Origin of the sequence: Paraburkholderia silviterrae, from assembly GCF_004353915.1 — a bacterium.
In the GTDB taxonomy this organism is placed as follows: domain Bacteria; phylum Pseudomonadota; class Gammaproteobacteria; order Burkholderiales; family Burkholderiaceae; genus Paraburkholderia; species Paraburkholderia silviterrae.
In genome coordinates this window covers 208,168-229,885 of record NZ_SMRP01000009.1, presented here as the reverse complement: position 1 = coordinate 229,885, position 21,718 = coordinate 208,168, and the positions used below count along the sequence as shown (strand labels likewise).

The window sequence follows — 21,718 nt, the reverse complement described above, 5'->3', positions numbered from 1 at the left end:
GCGCTTCAATGAGGAAAGATCATGGAAACCATGACCGTCAAGGATGTGAGCGTGATGTTCCCGGGCCGCGCCCGCGGGCAGACCGTGCATGCGCTCGACCGTATCAATCTGACCATTCATTCCGGTGACTTCGTCGTGGCGCTGGGCGCCTCGGGCTGCGGCAAGACCACGCTGCTCTCGCTGATGGCGGGCTTCATCGCCCCGAGCGAAGGCCAGCTGCTGCTCGGCGGCGCACCCATTGCGGGGCCCGGATCGGACCGCGGCGTCGTGTTCCAGAAGCACGCGCTGCTGCCGTGGCTAAACGTGATTGACAACGTGGAGTTCGGCTTGAAGCTGCAGGGCGTGGGCAAGGCGAAGCGCCACGAAATCGCGGTGCGCAATCTCGCGCTCGTGGGCTTGCAGGACTTCCAGAAACATATGATCTATCAGCTCTCGGGCGGCATGCAGCAGCGCGTGGGCATTGCCCGCGCGCTCACCTGCGATCCGGCCATGCTGCTGATGGACGAGCCCATGGCCGCGCTCGACGCGCTCACGCGCGAGACCATTCAGGAGCTGCTGCTCGACGTCTGGCGCGATACCAACAAGATGTTCTTCTTCATCACCCATAGCGTGGAGGAGGCGCTGTTCCTCGCGAGCCGGCTGATCGTCATGTCGCCGCGCCCGGGCCGCATCACGCATACCTACGAACTGGATTTCAACCGGCGCTTTCTCGCCACGCGCGACGCGCGCGCGATCAAGTCCAGTCCCGATTTCATCGAGATGCGCGAGCGCGTGCTCAGCATCATTTACGGCGACGAGAGAATGCACGACGCCGAAGCTGAGGTCTCTCATGGCTAGTCTGAAATCGCTTCATATCATGCACGCGCGGCCGGCCCAGCCGGCACATTCGGGCGACACGTATCAGCCGCCGCGCAAGCCTGGGCGCGGGCCCCGCCTGCTCGCCAAGCGCCCTGTGCGGCCAGGCGACACGTTCGGCGTGCCCGGCCAGGGCAGCAGCGCGTTGACGAGCCTCGTGACGATCGCCGCGCTGCTCGGCCTCTGGTTCGCGGCCACCTACTGGCACTGGGTCAAGCCGCTCTTCTTGCCTTCGCCGCAGGCGGTCTACAACAAGTTCATCTTTGTCGCGACCCAGGGCTTCGCGAATTCGACGCTGGCGGAGCATACGGCCATCAGCTTGCTGCGCGTGTTCGGCGCTTTCGCGCTCGCCTGCGTAACCGCGATTCCGGTGGGCGTGATGATGGGCGTCTCGCGTTTCGCGCGCGGCGTGTTCGATCCACCCATCGAGTTCTATCGCCCGCTGCCGCCGCTCGCGTATCTGCCGCTCATCATCATCTGGTTCGGCATTGGCGAGTTCTCGAAGATCCTGCTGATCTACCTGGCGATCTTCGCGCCGCTCGCCATTGCCGCGCGCGCCGGCGTGCGCTCGGTCTCGATCGAGCAGATTCATGCGGCGTATTCGATGGGCGCCACGCGCACCCAGGTGGTCTGGCATGTGATCCTGAAGTCCGCGCTGCCGGAAATCTTCACCGGTATGCGCATTGGCATCGGCGTGGGCTGGACGACGCTGGTGGCCGCGGAGATGGTGGCATCCACGAGCGGCCTCGGCTTCATGGTGCTCAACGCCGCCGAGTTCCTGTCGAGTGATGTCGTGATCATGGGCATCGTTGTGATCGGGTTCTTCGCGCTGTGCTTCGACATGCTGATGCGCTATATCGAGCGTGTCGCGGTGCCGTGGAAGGGGAGGGTTTAATCGGCGAATGAAATAATGAAGTGATCAGGAGGATGTCTGCGGCGGCGCGTGAAAAGCGCCGCCGCAGTGCCATTTCTTTTCCTTTCTTGCGCGAGCCTTCACGCGCAGAACGTTTTCGCGGTTTCCTCGGCGGCGTGCCGCAGGTCGGGCACGAACGCGAGCAGATCGTCGAGCGTGACGCGCCCGACGGGCGCCTGAACGGCAATGGCCGCGCAGGCGCGGTTGCGCTCGAGCATCACCGGTACGGCAATCGCGATCAAGCCCTGCAGGTGCTCTTGATTGTTGATCGCGAGCTGGCGGCGGCGCGTGGCCGCGAGTTCCTTGCGCAGCGCGTCGCGGTCGGTGATCGTTCGTTCCGAATGGGCGCGCAGCGGCAGCGTCTCGATCATGCGCTCGCGGCGCTCCTTGGGCAAAAAACTCAAGAGCAGCTTGCCGCTCGCGGAGCAGTGCAGGGGCACGTGCGAGCCCGGCTGCAGATGCATGCGCAGCGGCCATTCGGTCTCCACGCGGTCCACATAGACCACGTCGTTGCCCGCGAGCATCGTGAGGTTGCAGGTCTCGCCGATCTTCTCGACGAGTTCTTCGAGCAGCACGTGGCGCGCCGCCGCCGGTCCGGCGTGCATCAGCACGTTCACGGCCATCATGCGCACGCGCGCGGAGCACTCGTAGAGCTTGTCGTTCGCGCCGCGCGTGACGAGCCAGGCGTCGGTGAGTTGCGCGAGGATCCGGTGCACGGTCTGCTTGGGCAGATCGAGGGCATGCACGAGATCCATCATCGATAAAGGCTGGCCCGCCTGGGCGAGCGTTTCCAGCACGCGGAACGCGCGCACCGCTGCGGCATTCGATTGATTCGAGGTCGACACGCGAACTCCCATCCCATGCAAATCGGCAGGCGCAGATCTGCGCCGAATGCTTTGCAGTACTGCGTGCCGCTATTGTGCATCGCGCGGCGCAGATTTCGGGACTATGGAAAGTCCCGAAATGTGCATTTTCCGCTGCGCCGCTGGCGCGAGTGGGCGTTTGCACGGGAAACGGGACTCGCAGCCGCGCGCCGATGAATAGATTGGCACTACAGCCAACTTTTCGTTTCGGGAGTGCAGCCGATGAATGTCAGGGACACCATTGCCGCCGCCGGTGCGCGCGAATCCGCAGCGCCCGGGGCGCAGGCCGAGGCCGAGGCCGCAGCCGAATCGGCAGCCCGGATAGCGCGCCAGATCGCGCGTGCGCGCGTCGCGCAGCAGGCCTTCGAGTTCGCCGGGCAGGAGACGCTCGACACCGCGGCGGCGGCGGCCGCGTGGGCGATCATGGAGCCCTCACGCAACCGCCGGCTTGCCGAGCAGGCGGTGCGCGACACGGGCCTCGGCAACGCCGACGACAAATTCCGCAAGAACTACCGCAAGACGCTGGGGCTCTTGCGCGACCTGCATGGCCAGAAGACCTGCGGCGTGATTGCGCGCGACGAGGCCACGGGCATCGTGGAGATCGCGCGCGCGGTCGGCGTGGTGGCGGCCATCACGCCCTCCACGAATCCGGCCGCCACGCCGGCCAACAAGATCGTCAACGCGCTCAAATGCGGCAATGCAGTGATCGTCGCGCCCTCGCCGAAGGGCTATGACTCGTGCGCGCTCCTGATTGGATTCATTCACGCGCAGTTCGCGAAGGCGGGGCTCGACCCGGCGCTCGTGCAGATGCTCAGCGCGCCGGTGAGCAAGGCCGCGACGGCCGCGCTCATGCGCGAGGCCGATCTGGTGGTGGCGACGGGTTCGCAGGCGAACGTGCGCATGGCCTATGCGAGCGGCACGCCGGCTTTTGGGGTGGGGGCGGGCAACGTGGCGTCGATCGTCACGCACACCGCGGATCTTCGCGATGCGGCGCACAAGATCGCCGCCTCGAAGACCTTCGACAACGCGACGAGCTGCTCGTCGGAGAACAGCGTCGTGATCGACGAAGCCGTCTACGACGCCATGCTGCGCGAACTGGCCGCCTGCGGCGGCGTGCTGCTCGACGCACGACAGAAGGCGCAATTGCAGGCGGCGATGTGGAGCGAGGGCAAGCTCGCCGCGCGCTGCACCGCGAAATCCGCGACTGAGATCGCGCGCACCGCGGGGCTTCACGACCTGGCCGCGCGCGAGCCCGCGTTCCTGATGGTGGAGGAGACCGGCTTCGGCGCGAGCCATCCGTTCTCGGGCGAGAAGCTTGCGCCCGTGCTCACGGTCTATCGCGCACGCGATTTCGACGCTGCCGCGGCCATCGTGCGCAGCCTCTACACCTACATGGGCGCGGGCCACTCGGTCGGGCTGCATACGGGCGAGCCGGACGCGGCCGTGACGCTGGGCTCGACGCTGCCGGTGGCGCGCGTGATCGTCAACCAGGCGCACTGCTTCGCGACGGGCGGCAACTTCGACAACGGACTGCCGTTCTCGCTCTCGATGGGCTGCGGGACGTGGGGCCGCAACAACTTTTCGAGCAATCTCGGCTTTCGCCAGTATTTGAATATCACGCGCGTGGCGTATCCGATTGAGGAGCGCGTGCCCGAGCTCGATGCGCTGCTCGGCGACTATTTCCGGAGCTTCGGCCAATGAGCGCGCCCGCGACGATCCGCGCGCTGATCGAGATGCGCGCCGCGCAGTACCCGGACAAGCCCTTCCTGCTGGCGGCGCCCGATGAAAGCACCGATGGTGCCGATGGTGCCGATGAAAACCACGTTGGCGCGATGCTCACTTTCGGCGAGCTGCACGAGCGTTGCCGCGCGCTCGAAGCGCGCTTTCGCGAGTCCGGCCTCAAGCCCGGCGACGTCGTTTCGGTGATGATGGGCAACGGCATCCAGACGGCCACGCTGCTGCTCGGCGCGATGTATAGCGGCCTGGTTGCACACCCGCTGAACCTGCTGTGCCAGCCGTCCCAGCTCGCCTATATCGTGGGCCATTCGGATTCGCGCATGATCTTCGCGTGCGCGCAAACCAGCGGCGCGCTCGCGGCGGCCCTCGCCGCGCTGCGCGAGCCGGGCCAGCAGGGCATGCGGCGCGACGTTGCGCTCGTGCGCACAGAGCCGGACGCCGTCGAGTTTCCAGCGCTGCCGACGTTGCCTGCGCTGGAAACGGCGGCGGCAGATTGCGCGCCCGCGTGGTCCGGCGCAGGCCATGAGTTCGAGGACGCACACACCCACGCACACGCGCACGCCGACGCCAAAGCCGCCGACATCGCGCTGCTGATGTACACCTCGGGCACGACCGGCGCACCCAAGGGCGTGCTGCTGAGCCACGAGAACCTGCACGCGAATGCGCGCAACATCAGTGCCGAGCATCGTCTTGGCGCCGCAGACCGCGTGCTCGCTTCGCTGCCGCTCTACCACATCAACGGCCTCGTCGTGACCTTGCTCGCGCCGCTCTTTCACGCGGGCTCGGCCGTGCTGACGCCGCGCTTCTCGGCCCGCACGTTCTGGCGCGACGCAGCACGGTACGGCTGCACATGGATCAACGTCGTGCCGACGATCGTCGCCTATCTGCTGAACGCCGACGATCCGCGCGGGCTCGATCTCTCGGCGCTGAAGTTCTGCCGCAGCGCTTCGGCGGCGTTGCCCGCCGACCATCACCGCGCATTCGAGGCGCGCTTCGGGATTGGCGTGATCGAGACCATGGGGATGACCGAGACCGCCGCGCCGGTATTCAGCAATCCGTATGAAGTATCGCGGCGCAGGGTCGGCAGCATCGGCTTGCCTTCGGGCAGCGAGGCGCGCGTAATCGACGGGCAAGGTCGCGAGTGCGCGCCAAACCAGTGCGGCGAGATCGTGCTGCGCGGCGAGCAGGTCATGCGCGGCTACTACAAGCGCCGCGACGACACCGCGAAGGCGTTCACCGCCGACGGCTGGCTGCGCACGGGCGACCTCGGCTATCGCGACGACGAGGGCTACTTCTACATCAACGGCCGCTCGAAGGAGCTGATCATCAAGGGCGGCGAGAACATCGCGCCGCGCGAGATCGACGAGGCGCTGCTGCGCCATCCGGGCGTGCTGGACGCGGCCGCCGTTGGCGTGCCCGACCCCGCCTACGGCCAGGAGATCGTCGCGTTCGTGGTGCCGCGCGAGACGCACTGGCAGGGCGCGCCGGACCCCGCCGAGCTGCGCGCGCATTGCCTGCGCGAGCTGGGCCGCTACAAGACACCGAAAGAGTTCCGCTTCGTGAGCGAGCTGCCGCGCGGCCCCTCGGGCAAGGTCCAGCGGCTCAAGCTCGTGGCGCCCGCCAGCGGTTGATGTGCATCTGCACACACCGCTGCTTGCCCTGGTGACGCAGCCGGGGTTCCGGACACACAATAAGGCAGGAGACACCATGAAACAGCATGCGCAGCGTATCAAGACGCGCCATATCATTCTGGCGGTCATGTGTCTGATGTATTTCATCTCATACATCGATCGCGTGAACATCGCAGTCGCCGGGCCGCTGATTCGCCACGAAATGGGCCTCACCACGGTGCAGCTCGGCCTCGTGTTTTCGGCGTTCGCGTACCCGTACGCCGCGATGCAGATCATCGGCGGCTGGCTCTCGGACAAATACGGTCCCAAGCTCGTGCTCACGGTGCTCTCGCTGATCTGGGGCGCCGCGACGCTCGCAACGGGCTTTGCCGGCGGCGTCGCGATGCTGGTGCTGCTGCGCTTCGCGCTAGGCGTGGGCGAGGGCGGGGCGTTTCCCACCGCCACGCGCGCCTTCACCTATTGGATGCCCGTGGGCGAGCGCGGTTTCGCGCAGGGCATCACGCACAGCTTCGCGCGCCTTGGCGGCGCGATCACGCCGCCGCTCGTGCTCGCGGTGGTGGTCGCGGGCGGCTGGCGCGACGCCTTCATCCTGCTCGGCGTCGCGAGCCTCGCGTGGACCGTGCTCTATCTGTGCATATTCACGAATTCGCCCGAGCAGAACCGGCGCGTCACGCCGGAGGAGACGGCCGAGATCGGCTACCGGCGCGGCGACTGCGAGCGCGCGAAGCGCATGCCCACGCCGTGGCGCAAGCTCATGCGGCGCATGTGGCTCGTGACGTTCGTCGACTTCTGCTACGGCTGGCTGCTGTGGGTCTATCTGACGTGGCTGCCTTCCTATCTGAAGGAGTCGCGCGGCTTCGACCTCAAGCAGCTCGCGCTCTTCACGGCGCTGCCGCTGCTCGCGGGCGTGGTGGGCGACACGCTGGGCGGCGTGGTCTCGGACCGGCTCTTCAAATGGACGGGCCGCCTGCGCTTTGCGCGGTGCGCGGTGCTCGTCACAGGCATGGGCGGCTCGCTCGCGTTCCTGCTGCCGATGGTGTCCGCCACCAACCCGATGGTCGCGGTGATCTTTCTCTCCGCGTCGTTCTTCTTCCTCGAGATCACGAACCCGGTGCTGTGGACGCTGCCGCTCGACATCGCTGGCAAATACGCGGGCACGGCGGGCGGCATGATGAACACGGGCTTCGGCATCGCCGGCATGGTCTCGCCGGTCGTGTTCGGCTACCTGATCGAGCGCACCGGCAGCTATAACGTGCCGTTCACCATCTCGGCGGGGCTGCTCGCGCTCGGCATCGTCGCGGCGCTCTTCATCGATCCGGGCCGCACGGTCGAAGCCGACGAGGAGCGCGAGCGGCGCATGGGCACCGCGGATGCCGGCGCCTTCGCGTTCCTCGACTCGATGCCCGCGGTGCGGCTCGAGCGGCACACCTTGCGGCGGCCGCTGCGGTGGTGGCGCTAAGGGGTTAAGGGGATAAGGCGCCAGGGCGCTACGCGCCGCCGTCGAGCTTGCGCAGGCGCCAGATCAGGCTCGACGTGTCGAAGCGGCTGCCGCCGAGGCGCTGCACGTCGCCGTAGAACTGGTCGATGAGCGCGGTGACCGGCAGCGCCGCGCCGTTGCGCTTCGCTTCGTCCAGACAAAAGCCGAGGTCCTTGCGCATCCAGTCCACGGCGAAGCCGTAGTCGAACTCGCCCGCCATCATCGTCTGGCCGCGGTTTTCCATCTGCCAGCTCGCCGCGGCCCCCTTGCCGATCACGTCGAGCACCAGCGCCATGTCGAGGCCCGCGCGCTCGCCGAAGTTGATCGCTTCTGCGAGGCCCTGAACGACGCCAGCGACGGCGATCTGATTGACCATCTTCGCAAGCTGCCCCGCGCCCGCCGCGCCGATCAGCGTGACGGCCGCCGCGTAGTGGGCGAGCGTCGGCTCGGCGCGTGCGAAGCTCGCGGCGTCGCCGCCGCACATGATCGTGAGCTTGCCGTTCTGGGCGCCCGACTGGCCGCCCGAAACCGGCGCGTCGATGAAATGCAGGCCGAGCGGCGCGGCACGCTCTGAGAGCTCGCGAGCCACGTTGGCCGAGGCGGTCGTGTGGTCGACGAACACGGTGTCGCGCGCCATGCCGGCGAAGGCGCCGTCCGGGCCGAGCGCGATGCTGCGCAGGTCGTCGTCATTGCCGACGCACGCGAGCACCAGTTCGGCGCCCTGGGCCGCTTCGCGCGGCGTCGCGGCCGAGCGCCCGCCGTATTCGGCCACCCATTGCGCGGCCCTGGCGCCGGTGCGGTTGTAGACGGCCACGTCGAGCCCGGCCTTCGCGAGATGACCGGCCATCGGATAGCCCATCACGCCGAGCCCAAGGAACGCGACGCGGCGTACCGGGTTGGGTGTGGACGAGGTTGCGGATTGGCTCACAGCGGCTCCTTGGGGGTAGTGTGAAGAAAGGGGCGGGCCTCATTATGTCAGCTATCGCCTGGTGGCTTCGATGGGGCCTTTGGTGTTGTCTTTGGTGGCGCTGTTGGCGCTCCCGCCTGCCGGCTCTTCGTCTCGACGTACGTTGGACTCAACGATTGCCCGCATCTGGTACTAACGGCCGGTGTTTTTGTCCGCCCATACTCGATTCATAAACAGTATGACGATCTCGGGTCGACACACATGGAGACACCAATGCTCAGGTATCTGATCGGAATCGGCATCCCTTTTCTGGGCGTCGTCGGCATGCTGCCCTGGGTGGCGGCGCAGGACCGCTATGTCTTCGGCGTGCCCTTCATTTACGCGTGGATCTTCGCCTGGTTCCTGCTGACCTCCGCGTGCCTCTTCATTTGCTGGCGCTGCTTCGACCGGCATCGCTACGCGAACGAGGCTTGACGCGCTCGCCAGCGCAAGCCGGCCCTGACCGGCGCAAGAAACGTGGTAACCCGTTAGCCCGTCAGCCCGCTCGCCACGTTCCCCGCCGCCCATCCTGATGTCGCCATTGCGGAGTGCCGTGCATGTCCACTCTCGTCTTTTCCCTTCTGATCGCGTTTTCGTTGTACCTCGCCATCCGCTCCCGTCGCGGCCACGGCAAGCAAAGCGTGCACGACTTCTTCGTCGCCTCGCGCCAGTTCGGCGTCGCGCTCGTGTTCTTCCTCACGGCGGGCGAGATCTACAGCATCGGCACGATGGTGGGCTTTCCGGGCGGCATCTATGCGAAGGGGCCGACCTATGGCGTCTGGTTCCTCGGCTATATCCTGCTTGCTTACCCCATCGGCTATTTCATCGGCCCGCGCATCTGGGAGGCCGGCAAGCTCCATAACGCGATCACGCAGGCGGACCTCTTCAAAGGCCACTACCGCAGCCGCGCGCTCGAGCTGATCGTTGCGGGCTCATCGATTCTGTTCCTGATTCCCTGGGGCGAGCTGCAGTTCACGGGACTTGCCGCCGCGCTCAAGGGCTTGGGCTGGCACATCGAGCCGGTCTGGATGATCGTCGTGTGCGCCGCGCTGGCCTTCACCTATATCGCCATTTCCGGCGTGCGCGCCTCGGCCTGGATCGCCGTGCTCAAGGACATCCTGATGCTGCTCGCAATCGTCGTCACGGGCGTGGCCGCCGCATGGATGGCGGGCGGCACCCACGAGGTGTTCCAGGCCGCGAGCCACCAGGTGAGCAACGCCATGACCGCGCCGCAGCTGCGCTTCTCCATGAGCACGATGCTGTTCCAGTCGCTCGGCTTCTACATGATGCCGTTCGCCGCGCAGGGTTTCTTCACCGCGCGCGGGCCCAATACGATCCGCCGCACGCAGATTGCGATGCCGCTCTACATGCTGATGTACCCGTTCCTCGTGGTGGCCTCGTACTATGCGATCAGCGCGAACCTGAAGCTCGCCTCGCCCAACGATGCGTTCTTCGCGGCCGCCGTCCACCTGCTGCCCGACTGGTTGCTCGGCCTCGTCGCCGCCGGCGCCGCGCTTTCGGGGCTGCTCGTGCTGGCGGGCATCTGCCTCGCGATCGGGCCGATCGTCACGCGCAACCTCATGCCGAACCTGCCCGAGGCGCGCCAGAAGCGCACCGCCAAATTCGTGATCGTGGCGTACCTGATGGTGTCGATCGCGACCACGCTGCTCACGCCCAATCTCATGCTCTCGCTCATCAACACGACGTACTATGGCGTAACGCAGTTCCTGCCCGGCATGCTGATCCTGCTCGCGGGGCGCCGTGTGCGGCCCGGCGCGGTGGCCGCTGGCATCGTCTGCGGCCAGGGCCTTGCGATCGTGTGCTATGCGCTGCACATCGGCTTCGGCGGCGTCAATCTGGGACTCGTTTGCCTTGGTGTGAATGTGCTCGTGCTCTGCGTGGGGCACATCCTGATGCGGCCGTCCGGGCGGCGCTACGCCATGCCCGATCCCGTTCACCATTCATAGAGAGTCGAGCCTGTCAATGAATCCGCACGCATCGTCTTCGTCGTCGGTACAGAGCGAACGGTCCCGCCAGTCAGCCGACACGGCTGGCCCGGTCACGGTATTCGCGGCGCGCCGCATCCTCACGCTTAACCCGAGCCAACCGCACGCGACGCATGTGGCTGTGCGCGACGGCCGCATTCTCGCGGTGGGCACAAGCGAAGACGCCGCGCAGTGGAAGGCGCAATTCGGTGCGTATGCACTGGACGAGACGCTGGGCGACAAGGTGCTGATGCCCGGGCTCGTGGAAGGGCACTGCCACCTGATGGAAGGCGCGGTATGGGACGCGGCCTACGTTGGCTACTACGACCGGCGCGGCCCGGACGGCACGCTGTGGCCCGGCCTGCGCTCGCTCGACGCGGTGCTCGCGCGTCTGGCCGAGGCCGAGCGCGCCATGACCGACGACGGCCCACTGCTCGCCTGGGGCTTCGATCCGATCTACTTCGGCGCGTCGCGCCTCACGACGCGCGAGCTCGACAAGGTCTCGGCGAGCCGCCCGATTGCGATCCTGCATGCGAGCGTGCACTTGATGAACGTGAATAGCGCGATGCTCGCGCTGGCGGGCATCGACGAGGACACGGACATCGACGGCATTGCGCGCGACGCAGACGGCCAGCCCACGGGCGAGCTGCAGGAATTCGCCGCGATGTTCCCGATTTATCAGGTGATAGGCGGCAAGCTCGCGATCGCGGCCAGCGAAAAGCCGCACGCGGTCTGGAATTTCGGGCGCGTGGCGCAGCTCGCGGGCGTGACGACGGCCACCGATCTCGTCAACGACCTTTCGCCCGAGGGCAACCGGACCTTGCACAGCGTGACCGCCGATCCCGACTACCCGGTGCGGATCGTGCCCGCGTTCGCGCCGCAGCGCAATCCCGCACAGCGCGCGGCCGGCGTGCTGGAGGCCATGGCTGGCAACACGGACAAGCTGCGCTTCGGGCCGGTGAAGTTCATCGTCGACGGATCGATCCAGGGCTTCACCGCGCGCGTGCGCTGGCCCGGCTACGCGGGCGGGCAGCCCAACGGGCTTTGGCTGATTCCGCCCGAGCAGCTGGTCGAGGTGTTCGAGCCGTACCATTGCGCGGGGCTGCAGCTGCATATCCACACCAATGGCGACGAGGCAACCGAGGTCGTGCTCGATGCGCTCGCAACCTTGCTCGCACGGCACCCGCGCCCCGACCACCGGCACACGCTGCAGCACTGCCAGATGGCGGACGCGGCACAGTTGCGGCGCATCCGTGCGCTCGGCCTGTGCGTGAACTTCTTCGCGAATCACATTTACTACTGGGGCGATGCGCACTATAGCCAGACCATGGGCCCGGATCGCGCGAACCGCATGGACCCTGCGGGTTCGGCGCAGCGCATCGGCATTCCCTACGCGCTGCATTCCGATGCGCCCATCACGGCGCTGAGCCCGCTCTTTACGGCATGGTGCGCGGTGCGGCGCGAGACGGCGTCGGGGCGCGTGCTCGGCGAGGCAGAGCGCCTGAGTGTGCAAGAGGCGCTGCACGCGATCACGCTGGGCGCCGCTTATACGCTGCGCCTCGATCATCTGATCGGCAGCATCGAGGTGGGCAAGTTCGCCGATTTCGCGGTGCTCGACGAAGACCCGAGCACCTGTGCGCCCGAGCGCCTGAAGGACGTGCCCGTGTGGGGCACGGTGCTCGGCGGACGTGTGCTGCGCGCGCCGCGATGAAAGCCGCTGCCGCGCCATCTCCCGTGCTTGCGGTGAACCGTGCGCCGGAGCGGGCGCCAATCGACCTGGCCGTGGTCGGGGGCTATCTCGGGGCGGGCAAGACCACGGTGGTCAACCGGCTGCTGGAGGCGCCGCACGGCAAGCGCATCGCGGTGCTCGTGAATGACTTCGGCGCCGTGAACATCGACGCTCGACTCGTGCGTGCGCGCAGCGACGATGTGATCGAGCTCGACAACGGCTGCATCTGCTGCACCATCGGCGGCGCGCTCGTCGATGCGCTCGGACGCCTGGCCGCGCGCGAAGAGCGGCCGGACCTGCTGCTGATCGAGGCGAGCGGCGTATCGGATCCGGCGAAGATCGCGCAGGTGGGCTTGCTCAACGGCGCGTTCCGCCTCACCGCGGTGCTCGTGATCGCCGACGCGCTCGAGCTCGTGCACACGCTCGCCGATCCGCTCGTGGGCGCGATGGCGCAACAGCAGATCGACAGCGCGAGCGCGGTGATCGTCACCAAGCTCGACCTGATCGAGGCAGGGGCGCGCGAGCGGGCCGTCGCCGACGTGCGCGCGCTCGCGCCCACCGATATCGTCGTGGCTGCCGATCATGGGCGCGTGCCGCTTGCGTTGCTGTTCGACGCCAGCGTGCCCGAGCGGCGCGCGCTCGCCGACGCGGGGCGCTGGCAGCGCCGTGCCGTGGCGCCGCCCATGCCGGCATTCACGAGCGTGGCGATTGCCGTGCCCGAGGTGCTGGACAAGGCGCGCCTGCGCGCGTGGCTCAAGGCGCTGCCGCGCACGGTGCTGCGCGCGAAGGGCTTTGTGCGCGTTGCCGATGCGCAGGGCGATATCACGACGCGCGTGTGCCAGGTGGCGGCGCGGCGGCTGCGCATGACGGCGGCGACGCAAAGCGAGCAGGGGAGTGAGAGCGCGGAGAGCACAATCGTGTTCATCGGCTTCATCGATTTGGAGACCGAAGCGATGTTGCGCGATGGGCTCCATGAGTGCCTCCTGCAGGTCGCACATACGTAAGCGCCGCGCGGCACCGGGCAGGCAGGCCCGGTGCGCGAGGCCCACTTCCGGTTCATACGCGAATGCACGCGCTCGACGTGTTTACCGCACCCCACCCATCGCTACGCGCCGCGAATGTTGCCTGCGCCCCATCCACGCGGCCGAAAGCGCGCTCACCAGACCCGCGCACAGTGTATAGACACAGATGAGCCACGGGTCGCCGCCATTACGCTGCAACAGCCATGTCGCCATGATCGGGCTGACGCCGCTCGCAAAGATCCCGGAGAACTGATACACGAACGAGATGCCGGAATAACGCACATTGGCGTCGAAAAGCTCCGCGAAGAGCGCCGCCTCCGGACCGTACACCGACGCATACACGACGCCGAGCGGGACGATCACGGCAATCCACACGAGCAAGGGCTCACCGCCGCTGTGCTTCATGAGCCAGAAGCCGAAGAACGAGGAAAATCCCGTGAGCAGCGAGCCCCAGAAATAGATGCGCGTGCGGCCGACCCGATCCGAGAGCCGGCCGAACAACGGAATCGTGAAGATCATCACGAAGGCGGCGGCCATGACGGCGAGCAGGGCGTCGGTGCGCGAGAGCTTGAGCGTTTGCGTGAGGTAGGCGATCGTGAACACGGCGAAGACGTTGAAGAACACGCCGTCGATGAAGCGGGCGCCCATGCCCGCGAGCACGTTGCCGGGGTAGCGGGTGAGCACCTCGGCAATCGGCACGCGAATCTCGGCGCCGGACTGCTTCACGCGTTCGAACTCGGGCGTTTCCATCACGCGCAGGCGGATGTACATGCCGATCGCCACGAGCGCGAAGGAGAGAAAGAACGCGACGCGCCAGCCCCAGGCGAGGAACTGCGCATTGCTGAGCGTGGAAGACAGCACGGCGACCACGCCCGAGGCGAGGCACAGCCCGATTGCAAGACCGACCTGTGGAATGCTCGCGAAGAAGCCGCGCTTGCCCTCGGGCGCATATTCGAACGCCATGAGCACGGCGCCGCCCCATTCGCCGCCGAGACCCAGGCCCTGTGCGACACGCAGGACGAGCAGCAGCGAGGGCGCCCAGAGGCCGATCTGCGCGTAGGTCGGCACGGTGCCGATCAGCACCGTCGCCACGCCCATGATGGAAAGCGTCATCACCAGCATGCTCTTGCGCCCTAGCCGGTCGCCAAAGTGGCCGAAGATCATCCCGCCCAGCGGGCGGCTCAGGAAGCCGACGGCGAAGGTGCCATAGGCGAGCATGGTCGAGATGAGAGGATCGCCGCTCGGGAAATAGAGCTTGTTGAAAACAATGCCGGCGACCACGCCGTAGAGGAAGAAGTCATACCACTCGATGGTCGCGCCAATCAGGCTCGCGACGACCACACGTCTCATCTGCCGGGCGTCGGCCCGAGGCAATGCGTTCATGGCTGTCTCCAGATTATATGATCAGGTATCCTTTCTTTCTTCTGCGTCCTGCGTCCTGCGTGCTCCGCGTGATTGCGCGCGTCAGACGTGCGCTTCGGCGTGCTCCTTTCGCTGCGCGGCGAGTGCCGGGCGGTCCTCGAGAATCATGTCGGCGGCTTTCTCGGCGATCATGATGACGGGGGCATTGGTGTTGCCGGAGACGAGTTCCGGCATGATCGACGCATCCACCACGCGCAGGCCGCCGAGGCCGTGCACGCGCAATCGGTCGTCGACGACTGCGAGCGCATCGTGGCCCATCTTGCAGGTGCCCGCCGGGTGGTAGATGGACTGGCTGTAGCGGCGCGCCGCCTCCAGCAACTCGGCGTCGCTCTGGTACTGCGCGCCCGGCACGAACTCGGAGACGATGTGCGGCGCAAGCGAAGGCGCGGCCGCAATGCGGCGCGCCACCCTCACGCCGCCGATCACAACGGGGTGGTCGCGTTCATCGGACAGATAGTTCGCGTGGATGGCCGGATAGGCGAGCGGGTCGGCCGAGCTGATCTCGACACTGCCGCGGCTGTACGGCCTCAACTGGCAGACCGACGCCGTGAAGGCCGAGAACGGATGCGCGCCCTTGCCAGGCTTGTCGGCGCTCAGCGGCTGCATGTGGAACTGGATGTCCGGGCGCTCGACATCTGGGTTCGAGCGCGTGAAGATCGCCACCTGGCTTGCGGCGAGCGTGAGCGGCCCGGTGCGCCAGAGCGCATATTGCAGCCCGATCCACGCCTTGCGCAGCGGGTGATTGACTTCGTCGTTGAGGGTGCGCTCGCGCGTGCGGAACACGAGCCGCACCTGGAGATGGTCCTGCAGGTTCTGTCCGACGCCAGCCAGTTCGTGCAGCACAGGCACGCCGGCATTGCGCAGTACCTCCGCCGGGCCCACACCGGAATGCTGAAGAATCTGTGGCGAGCCGATCGCGCCGGAAGCGAGAATGACCTCGACGCGCGCGCGCGCCCGCTTGCGCTCGCCGTCTTGCAGGTATTCCACGCCCACCGCGCGGCGCCCCTCGAATAAAACCCGGCATGCTTGCGCGCGCGTCGCCACGACCAGGTTGTCGCGATGGCGCGCGGGCTTGAGAAAGCCCTTCGCGGTGCTCCAGCGAAAACCCTTGTACGCGGTCTGCTGGAAGTAGCCGACGCCTTCCTGCGTCGCGCCGTTGTAGTCCTGGTTGAGCGGGATGCCGATGTCCTGCGCGGCGGCGATGAAGTGATCGGCAATGGGGCGGCGCAGCCGCAGGTCGGAGACCTTGAGCGGGCCGCCGGTGCCGTGCCATTCGTTCGCGCCGCGCTCCTGGTCCTCGGACTTCCTGAAGTAGGGCAGCACGTCGGCGTAACGCCAGCCGCGGTTGCCGAGTGCGGCCCATCGGTCGTAATCCTCACGTTGTCCGCGCACGTAGAGCAGGCCGTTGAGCGAGCTCGATCCGCCGAGCACCTTGCCGCGCGGCCAGTCGATCTGGCGGCCGGCCACGCCTTCGTCGGGCTCGGTGCGATAGCACCAGTCGAGCGTGGGGTCGTGCATGGTCTTGAAGTAGCCAACCGGGACGTGGATCCACGGGTTGGAGTCTTCGCCGCCCGCTTCGAGCAGCAGCACCGTGTTGCGAGGATCGGCGCTCAGCCGGTTGGCGAGCACGCAGCCCGCCGATCCGGCGCCGACGATCAGGTAGTCGACTTCGTATTCCATGAATCCCGTCTCCTCGAATTCCTGGCGCGGCGGAGCATGCTTGTTGTAGCGCCCTGTGCCGCGTTTTTCGAATCAATGTCGGGGATAGGGAGACCGGCCGCAAGCGCGAATGGTGCGCGGCCGCCGAAAGTGAAACGGAAAGTGCTGAAACGGAATCAGAAGTCTGCGTTGCAGCGCGAGTGTTGCGCTGCCGAATGAGCGCTGAATGAGCGCTGAATGAGCGCTTGAAGGGCACAAACGCGCGTGAATGAAACGAAAGTGGCGCCGGCTCAGCGCCCCTTCATGCCAGCGACAGCCCCTGCAGCAGCGGCGCGAGGCGGCTCGCCGTTTCCCGCATACGGCCAACGGCTTCCAGCAACTCGTTGAGCGTGGTGCGCGCAGTGGGCGCATGCACGGCGAGCGCGGCGAGCACGCGCTTGCTGGCGGGGTCCTGCACCGGCACCGCGACGGCCACCATGCCGCGCACGAACTCCTCGTTGTCGATGCCGATGCCACGCACCGCGAGCCGGTCGAGCTCCGCTGCGAGCGCCTGCGGGTCGGTGAGGGTGCGATTCGTCATCTTCGTGAGCACGAGGCGCTCGAGCAGCGTGTTGCGCTCGAGCGCCGTCATCTGCGAGAGAAAGAGCTTGCCGCTCGCGGTGCAGTGCAGCGGCACATGCATGCCTGGGCGCATTTCCATGCGCAGCGGCTCCGTGGTCTCGACGCGCTCGATATAGAGCACACGGTCGCCGTCGAGCGCCGTGAGGTTGCAGGTCTCGCCGAGCGCTTCCACGAGCGCGCGCAGCAGCACGCGGCACGAGCGCGTGAACGTGTTGTTGGCGAGCGTGGCCAGCGCGAGCTGTGCCGCGCGCGGGCCGAGCGCGATGCTGCGGTCGTGGCCGCGCGAATCGGGCATGTGGACCACGTAGCCGCGCGTCTCCAGCGAGTCGATGAGCCGGAGCAGCGTTGCCTTGGGAATATGCAGACGCGCGGACAACTGGGACAGCGTGTACGGCTGGCCCGCCGCAGCCAGTTGCTCCAGCACGACGAGCGCGCGCAGCACGCGTGCATCGTCCGTCGACGCTTCGTCGCGCGCCGCCGGGGCGGTGTCTCGCATGGGTCTCCTCCGGGGTTTGACTCAGGTCTGCTTGCCCTGCCGCCTGATGCGTGCGCAGAGCGAATGGTGGGCGCAATAATGGAACAAATTGTTCGAGTTTTCCAGCACATTCTGGAACGAGCGGAAAGTTCGCCGGGATATCTACCGGATTACCCTGATACCCCCCATGCACAAGGGCATTGAAGCGTCGTGCTGTACCAGGCGATACCAGGCCACTGGTCCTACCTGCGCAGATTTGACCTGCCTACAATTTTTTCAACGCAACGCCAACGTGACACGAGGCGTGCGGGACTGGATCGAAGAAGAAAGCAGGTTTGCATCGGATCAGAGACAAGCATCGGATGGGAGACAGGCATGACGAAAAAGCAGTCGGCAGCAACCGCGCCTGAAGCGGTGGCGATCACCGCAAGCGACGGTGCCCGCGGCCAGCGTGACTGGCACGAATCGCACATGACGAAGCCGTTAGGGCGGATCGCCCGCTTGCATCGCCACGCGCCTGGCGCGGCGCAATTGTCTGCGCAGTGGTGTGCGCAGTTGTGTGCGCAGTTGTGTGCATAAGGCCGACGGAGCATTGATCATGGGATACAGCACCATTGAGCCGACCGCCACGGGCTTTGTCGGCGGCAGCACGGGCTCCACCAAGTACGACCCCACCTACGATCCGCTCGTGTCCCCCGGTCCCGGGATCGGTAAGGACTACGCGCCGACTTACTGGGTTGGGACCGCGGGCACCCCGCCGGCCGACGATGGCCCCGTCACGAAGGACATCGACGTCGATGTCGCGATCATCGGCGGCGGCTACACGGGTCTCGCGACGGCGCTGTGCCTCGCACGCGAGCACGGCATCAAGGCGGTCGTGCTCGAGGCGAACCGCACGAGCTGGGGCTGCAGCAGCCGCAACGGCGGGCAGGGGCAGAACGCCTCGGGCCGCCTGTCACGCTCGCAGTGGATCGAGCGCTGGGGCAAGGACGTCGCGCTCAAGATGCACGACGAAATCCAGCAGGGCTTCAATCACTTCAAGGAGTTCGTCGCCGAGATCGATTGCGATCCGCAGCCGGGCGGCCACTTCCTGATTGCGCACCGGCCGCGCATCATGGCCAAGCTCGCCGCCGAGGCGAAGGTCTGGAAGGACGTATTCGGCTATCCGTCCGAGCTGATCGACGCGCGGACCTTCCGCCGCGAATTCATCGACGACCACGAGGCGTGCGGCGCGCTGCACGAGCCCGAGGGCATCGGCATCCATGCACTGAAGCTTGCGTTCGGCTATCTGCGCCTCGCGCGCGCGGCCGGTGCGAAGGTGCACACGAGCAGCCCCGTGATGGGCTGGGAAACCATCAACGGCGTGCATCACCTGCGCACGCCGGGCGGGATCGTGCGGGCGCGCGCAGTCGGCATCGCGACCGGCGCGTACACCGCGCAGACACTGCATCCTTCGCTGCGCAGCAAGGTCATGCCGATCCTCTCGAACTCGATGGTGACGCGTGTGCTGACCGACGCCGAGATCGCCGCGTGCAACTTCCGCACGACCCAGGTGCTCACGGACACGCGCACGCTGCGCTTTTACTATCGCTTCCTGCCCGACCGGCGCCTGCAGATCGGCAGCCGCAGCGCGATCACGGGCCAGGACGCGCCGAATCCGCGCCACCTCGAGCTGCTCAAGGAAGGCATGGCGCGCAAGTTTCCGGCGCTGCGCGGCGTGCAAATCGACTACTCATGGTGGGGCTGGGTGGACGTGAGCCACGACATGATGCCGCGCGTGTGCCAGCCCGATCCGCGCCAGTCCGTGTATTACGCGCTCGGTTATGGCGGCAATGGCGTATCGTATTCACAGCAGGCCGGGCGGCGTCTCGCGGAGCGCATCGCCGGCAAGGGCGCGCAACAGACGCTGCCAATCTTCACCTCGCCGCTGCCCGGCCATCTGTTCGCGCCGTTCAGGCGCATCGGGCAGCGCATGCTCTATCTGCAGTACTTCAGGCGCGACGAGAAGCCCTGAAGGCGGATTGGAACAATTGGTCCGGACCGTTTTGTCTGGGCCGTTTGGTCTGAGCCGCCCGGCCTTGGCTTAAGCGGTCATGGCTGGCGGCACGCACACGCGCTGCAACACGTTCGAACAACGAATCAAACAACAGCGAATAACAACCATCCGGGCAACGGGCATGCGCAGGTGCGCAGGTTCCCCCGTCACGGATGGCGCGCGTGCAGGCCGCGCCCTCGCGGAGTACCGCGAACGCGCCCGCACCCGAACAATCAGGATTTGGAATCTGGAGGTGACATGCAACCCTCGATGGACAATAGTCAGTTGAAATGCGGGCTCAAGCAGCGCCACATGACGATGATCGCGCTAGGCGGCGTGATTGGAGCGGGTCTGTTCGTTGGCAGTGGCGTCGTAATCCAGCAGACAGGGCCGGCCGCGGTGCTGTCGTTTCTCATCACCGGCGGGCTCGTAGTGCTGGTGATGCGCATGCTTGGCGAGATGGCGTGCGCCATGCCGGCAGTCGGTTCGTTCTACGAATATGCGCGGCTCGCGTTTGCGAACTGGCGTGGGCCTGGCAAGCTCGCGGGCTTCCTCACCGGCTGGATGTACTGGTACTTCTGGGTGATCGTGGTGGCCGTGGAGGCGGTGGCGGGCGCCAAGCTCGTGCAGTTCTGGCTACCGGACGCGCCGGCCTGGCTGATCAGTCTCGTGCTGCTCGTGCTTCTGAGCGCGACGAACCTGATCTCGGTGGGCAGCTACGGCGAATTCGAGTTCTGGTTCTCCTCGATCAAGGTAGCGGCCATCATCGTGTTTCTGTTCCTCGGTGGCCTGTATGTGCTTGGGCTGTGGCCTTCGTCGCTGCATACGACGGCCGTGTTGCCGACGCTGCTCGGCCATGGCGGGCTCATGCCGAAGGGGATAGGGCCGGTGCTCAGTGGCGCGGTAGCGGCAACGGGCTTTTACTTCGGCGCGGAGATCGTCACGATCGCGGCGGCCGAGGCGCACGAACCCGCGAAGGCTGTCGCGAAGGCGACGAATTCGGTGATTACGCGAGTGCTCGTGTTCTATGTGGGTTCGGTGCTGCTCGTGGTTGCGCTCGTGCCGTGGAATTCGCCGCAGATGTCGACGCCCTATGTGAGTGCGCTTGAAGTGATGGGCTTGCCTGCCGCTGCCAACATCATGAATGCGATTGTGTTGACCGCCGTGCTCTCGGCGCTGAATTCGGGACTCTATGCCGCCTCGCGCATGCTGTTTGCCCTCACTCGGCATGGTGACGCGCCCAAGGCGCTCGCGAAGGTGAGCCGGCGCGGCGTGCCGGTCCGTGCGATCTTGCTTGGCACGGTGTTTGGGTATGTGTCGGTTGTCATGTCGTACGTTTCGCCGGATACCGTGTTCGCGTTTCTCGTTAATTCGTATGGCACGGTTGCGATTTTTGTTTATCTGCTGATTGCTCTTTCGCAGCTGCGGTTGCGCAAGCGGCTTGATGCGTCGGCGGTTGGTGAGCTGCGCGTGAAGATGTGGTGTTTCCCGTATCTCACGTGGCTCTCGATTGGCGGCATGGTTAGTATTCTTGTTGCTATGGCGTTTATTCCGGAGCAGCGAAAGCCGCTTTGGCTTGGTGTTGTTAGCCTCGCGGTGCTGCTCGCGGCCTATGCGTGGGTCCATCGGCGCGGCCGTGGACGCGAGGAAGAGCAAAGCTTCCTGACCTGGCCGGCTAATTCGATGGATCAGTATGCTGCCGATACGGGGGCGGGTAGCTTTCATGGGGAGTGACGGCTGGTGATGCCGGGAGGGTCGGCATCGGGCGATGCTCGATGGTGCGAGGCGCGTTGCCCGGCAGTGTTACAACGTGGTTGGCCTTAACTTGTTTTCGCGGCGGGCCGCAGGCGTTACCCCTGTGCGGGGCGGCACCTACTTTTCTTTGCAGCGGCAAAGAAAAGTAGGCAAAAGAAAGCCGCTCAAACCGCCAGTGTGACGCAGTTCACCACTCGACTTTGATCGGAGCGGCTCCGGGGCGTCTGTCATCACGCGTCGTCACCGGGAGTGACTAAGGGCTCATTCATCCGGCGGCGCTGCGCGCGCCGTGGGGTATAACCAAAACCATCGGGATATACGCGTATTCGTAGGACTCGAACGTATTCAACTGGAAGCACTTTCGAGTATCCGTAGGAATCCAACATATTCGGCGGCAGTGCTCCCGCGCATTCGCCAGGCAGCACGCGCGGTTTTCCTTGCAGACCCTTCCGCCCGCGCGTAGCGCGTGGCGGGAAGGATGAGTCCTTTGTCACTCAGGCGGAGTGTGCGAGGTGACGGATGCCCCGGAGCCGCTCCGATGGACAGGGCAGTGGTGGACGGCGTCACACTGGCGGTTTGAGCCGCTTTCTTTC

General features: G+C 66.3%; 16 protein-coding genes. 11 read left to right on the top strand and 5 right to left on the bottom strand.

Annotated elements, in window-relative coordinates; translation table 11 throughout:
• The first annotated feature begins 21 nt into the window (after positions 1–21).
• Both EYW47_RS19680 and EYW47_RS19675 read left to right on the top strand, forming a co-directional pair.
• Positions 22–837: a taurine ABC transporter ATP-binding protein gene (locus EYW47_RS19680; protein ID WP_028222630.1), complete on the top strand. Its 816-nt coding sequence runs from the start codon at positions 22–24 to the stop codon at positions 835–837.
• On the top strand, positions 830–1,750 hold the full coding sequence (locus EYW47_RS19675) for an ABC transporter permease subunit (RefSeq protein ID WP_133196505.1): 921 nt from the start codon (positions 830–832) through the stop codon (positions 1,748–1,750). Before EYW47_RS19680 ends, EYW47_RS19675 begins: the two co-directional genes overlap by 8 nt.
• A gap of 98 nt (positions 1,751–1,848) precedes the next feature.
• Here EYW47_RS19675 and EYW47_RS19670 read toward each other — a convergent pair whose 3' ends face one another.
• Entirely contained in the window at positions 1,849–2,613 is a 765-nt protein-coding gene (locus tag EYW47_RS19670; protein ID WP_028222822.1) for an IclR family transcriptional regulator, read from the bottom strand.
• Positions 2,614–2,853: 240 nt separating this feature from the next.
• Here EYW47_RS19670 and sauS point away from each other — a divergent pair, with 240 nt between their 5' ends.
• The 3 genes from sauS to EYW47_RS19655 all read left to right on the top strand — a co-directional run bounded on the left by sauS (position 2,854) and on the right by EYW47_RS19655 (position 7,458).
• The gene (gene sauS, locus EYW47_RS19665) at positions 2,854–4,332 is read left to right on the top strand and encodes an acylating sulfoacetaldehyde dehydrogenase (protein WP_133196503.1); all 1,479 of its coding nucleotides are present in this window, start codon (positions 2,854–2,856) and stop codon (positions 4,330–4,332) included.
• On the top strand, positions 4,329–5,999 hold the full coding sequence (locus EYW47_RS19660; RefSeq protein ID WP_133196502.1) for an AMP-binding protein: 1,671 nt from the start codon (positions 4,329–4,331) through the stop codon (positions 5,997–5,999). Before sauS ends, EYW47_RS19660 begins: the two co-directional genes overlap by 4 nt.
• 76 nt (positions 6,000–6,075) lie before the next feature.
• A complete protein-coding gene (locus tag EYW47_RS19655; protein ID WP_133196501.1) occupies positions 6,076–7,458 on the top strand; it encodes an MFS transporter in 1,383 nt (460 codons plus the stop codon).
• A 28-nt stretch (positions 7,459–7,486) separates the two neighbouring features.
• Here the strand turns inward: EYW47_RS19655 and EYW47_RS19650 are convergent, their stop codons facing one another.
• Positions 7,487–8,404 carry an NAD(P)-dependent oxidoreductase gene (locus EYW47_RS19650; protein WP_133196500.1) on the bottom strand — a complete coding sequence of 306 codons (918 nt, stop codon included), beginning with the start codon at positions 8,402–8,404 and terminating at the stop codon, positions 7,487–7,489.
• A 252-nt stretch (positions 8,405–8,656) separates the two neighbouring features.
• On the opposite strand from EYW47_RS19650, the gene EYW47_RS19645 reads away from it, so the two are divergent.
• The 4 genes from EYW47_RS19645 to EYW47_RS19630 all read left to right on the top strand — a co-directional run bounded on the left by EYW47_RS19645 (position 8,657) and on the right by EYW47_RS19630 (position 13,140).
• Entirely contained in the window at positions 8,657–8,857 is a 201-nt protein-coding gene (locus EYW47_RS19645) for a DUF3311 domain-containing protein (RefSeq protein ID WP_133196499.1), read from the top strand.
• 122 nt (positions 8,858–8,979) lie between these two features.
• Entirely contained in the window at positions 8,980–10,389 is a 1,410-nt protein-coding gene (locus EYW47_RS19640) for a sodium:solute symporter family protein (protein ID WP_133196498.1), read from the top strand.
• Between the two features lie 16 nt (positions 10,390–10,405).
• Positions 10,406–12,118: an amidohydrolase gene (locus tag EYW47_RS19635; RefSeq protein WP_133196497.1), complete on the top strand. Its 1,713-nt coding sequence runs from the start codon at positions 10,406–10,408 to the stop codon at positions 12,116–12,118.
• A complete protein-coding gene (locus tag EYW47_RS19630) occupies positions 12,115–13,140 on the top strand; it encodes a CobW family GTP-binding protein (protein ID WP_133196496.1) in 1,026 nt (341 codons plus the stop codon). The genes EYW47_RS19635 and EYW47_RS19630 overlap by 4 nt, the downstream gene beginning before the upstream one ends.
• An 81-nt stretch (positions 13,141–13,221) precedes the next feature.
• Here the strand turns inward: EYW47_RS19630 and EYW47_RS19625 are convergent, their stop codons facing one another.
• The 3 genes from EYW47_RS19625 to EYW47_RS19615 form a co-directional block, all read right to left on the bottom strand.
• Positions 13,222–14,541, bottom strand: coding sequence for an MFS transporter (locus EYW47_RS19625; protein ID WP_205710108.1), 1,320 nt, complete (start codon positions 14,539–14,541; stop codon positions 13,222–13,224).
• A gap of 81 nt (positions 14,542–14,622) precedes the next feature.
• Positions 14,623–16,260 carry a GMC family oxidoreductase gene (locus EYW47_RS19620; protein WP_133196495.1) on the bottom strand — a complete coding sequence of 546 codons (1,638 nt, stop codon included), beginning with the start codon at positions 16,258–16,260 and terminating at the stop codon, positions 14,623–14,625.
• A 280-nt stretch (positions 16,261–16,540) separates the two neighbouring features.
• Positions 16,541–17,356 (bottom strand): IclR family transcriptional regulator, encoded by an 816-nt coding sequence (locus tag EYW47_RS19615; RefSeq protein WP_133196494.1) that lies wholly within the window; start codon positions 17,354–17,356, stop codon positions 16,541–16,543.
• Positions 17,357–17,933: 577 nt separating this feature from the next.
• Here EYW47_RS19615 and EYW47_RS19610 point away from each other — a divergent pair.
• Positions 17,934–19,349: an NAD(P)/FAD-dependent oxidoreductase gene (locus EYW47_RS19610; protein WP_133196493.1), complete on the top strand. Its 1,416-nt coding sequence runs from the start codon at positions 17,934–17,936 to the stop codon at positions 19,347–19,349.
• 279 nt (positions 19,350–19,628) lie between these two features.
• Positions 19,629–21,104: an amino acid permease gene (locus EYW47_RS19605; RefSeq protein ID WP_240763803.1), complete on the top strand. Its 1,476-nt coding sequence runs from the start codon at positions 19,629–19,631 to the stop codon at positions 21,102–21,104.
• Positions 21,105–21,718: the final 614 nt, after the last annotated feature.

What these genes read in the sequence shown, in the direction of transcription:
- EYW47_RS19660 (WP_133196502.1), top strand. Translation starts at nt 4,329, where the DNA reads ATGAGCGCGCCCGCGACGATCCGCGCGCTGATCGAGATGCGCGCCGCG.
- EYW47_RS19615 (WP_133196494.1), bottom strand. Translation starts at nt 17,356, where the DNA reads ATGCGAGACACCGCCCCGGCGGCGCGCGACGAAGCGTCGACGGACGAT.
- EYW47_RS19630 (WP_133196496.1), top strand. Translation starts at nt 12,115, where the DNA reads ATGAAAGCCGCTGCCGCGCCATCTCCCGTGCTTGCGGTGAACCGTGCG.
- EYW47_RS19655 (WP_133196501.1), top strand. Translation starts at nt 6,076, where the DNA reads ATGAAACAGCATGCGCAGCGTATCAAGACGCGCCATATCATTCTGGCG.
- EYW47_RS19610 (WP_133196493.1), top strand. Translation starts at nt 17,934, where the DNA reads ATGGGATACAGCACCATTGAGCCGACCGCCACGGGCTTTGTCGGCGGC.
- EYW47_RS19675 (WP_133196505.1), top strand. Translation starts at nt 830, where the DNA reads ATGGCTAGTCTGAAATCGCTTCATATCATGCACGCGCGGCCGGCCCAG.
- EYW47_RS19645 (WP_133196499.1), top strand. Translation starts at nt 8,657, where the DNA reads ATGCTCAGGTATCTGATCGGAATCGGCATCCCTTTTCTGGGCGTCGTC.
- EYW47_RS19680 (WP_028222630.1), top strand. Translation starts at nt 22, where the DNA reads ATGGAAACCATGACCGTCAAGGATGTGAGCGTGATGTTCCCGGGCCGC.
- EYW47_RS19640 (WP_133196498.1), top strand. Translation starts at nt 8,980, where the DNA reads ATGTCCACTCTCGTCTTTTCCCTTCTGATCGCGTTTTCGTTGTACCTC.
- EYW47_RS19625 (WP_205710108.1), bottom strand. Translation starts at nt 14,541, where the DNA reads ATGAACGCATTGCCTCGGGCCGACGCCCGGCAGATGAGACGTGTGGTC.
- sauS (WP_133196503.1), top strand. Translation starts at nt 2,854, where the DNA reads ATGAATGTCAGGGACACCATTGCCGCCGCCGGTGCGCGCGAATCCGCA.
- EYW47_RS19620 (WP_133196495.1), bottom strand. Translation starts at nt 16,260, where the DNA reads ATGGAATACGAAGTCGACTACCTGATCGTCGGCGCCGGATCGGCGGGC.
- EYW47_RS19605 (WP_240763803.1), top strand. Translation starts at nt 19,629, where the DNA reads ATGCAACCCTCGATGGACAATAGTCAGTTGAAATGCGGGCTCAAGCAG.
- EYW47_RS19635 (WP_133196497.1), top strand. Translation starts at nt 10,406, where the DNA reads ATGAATCCGCACGCATCGTCTTCGTCGTCGGTACAGAGCGAACGGTCC.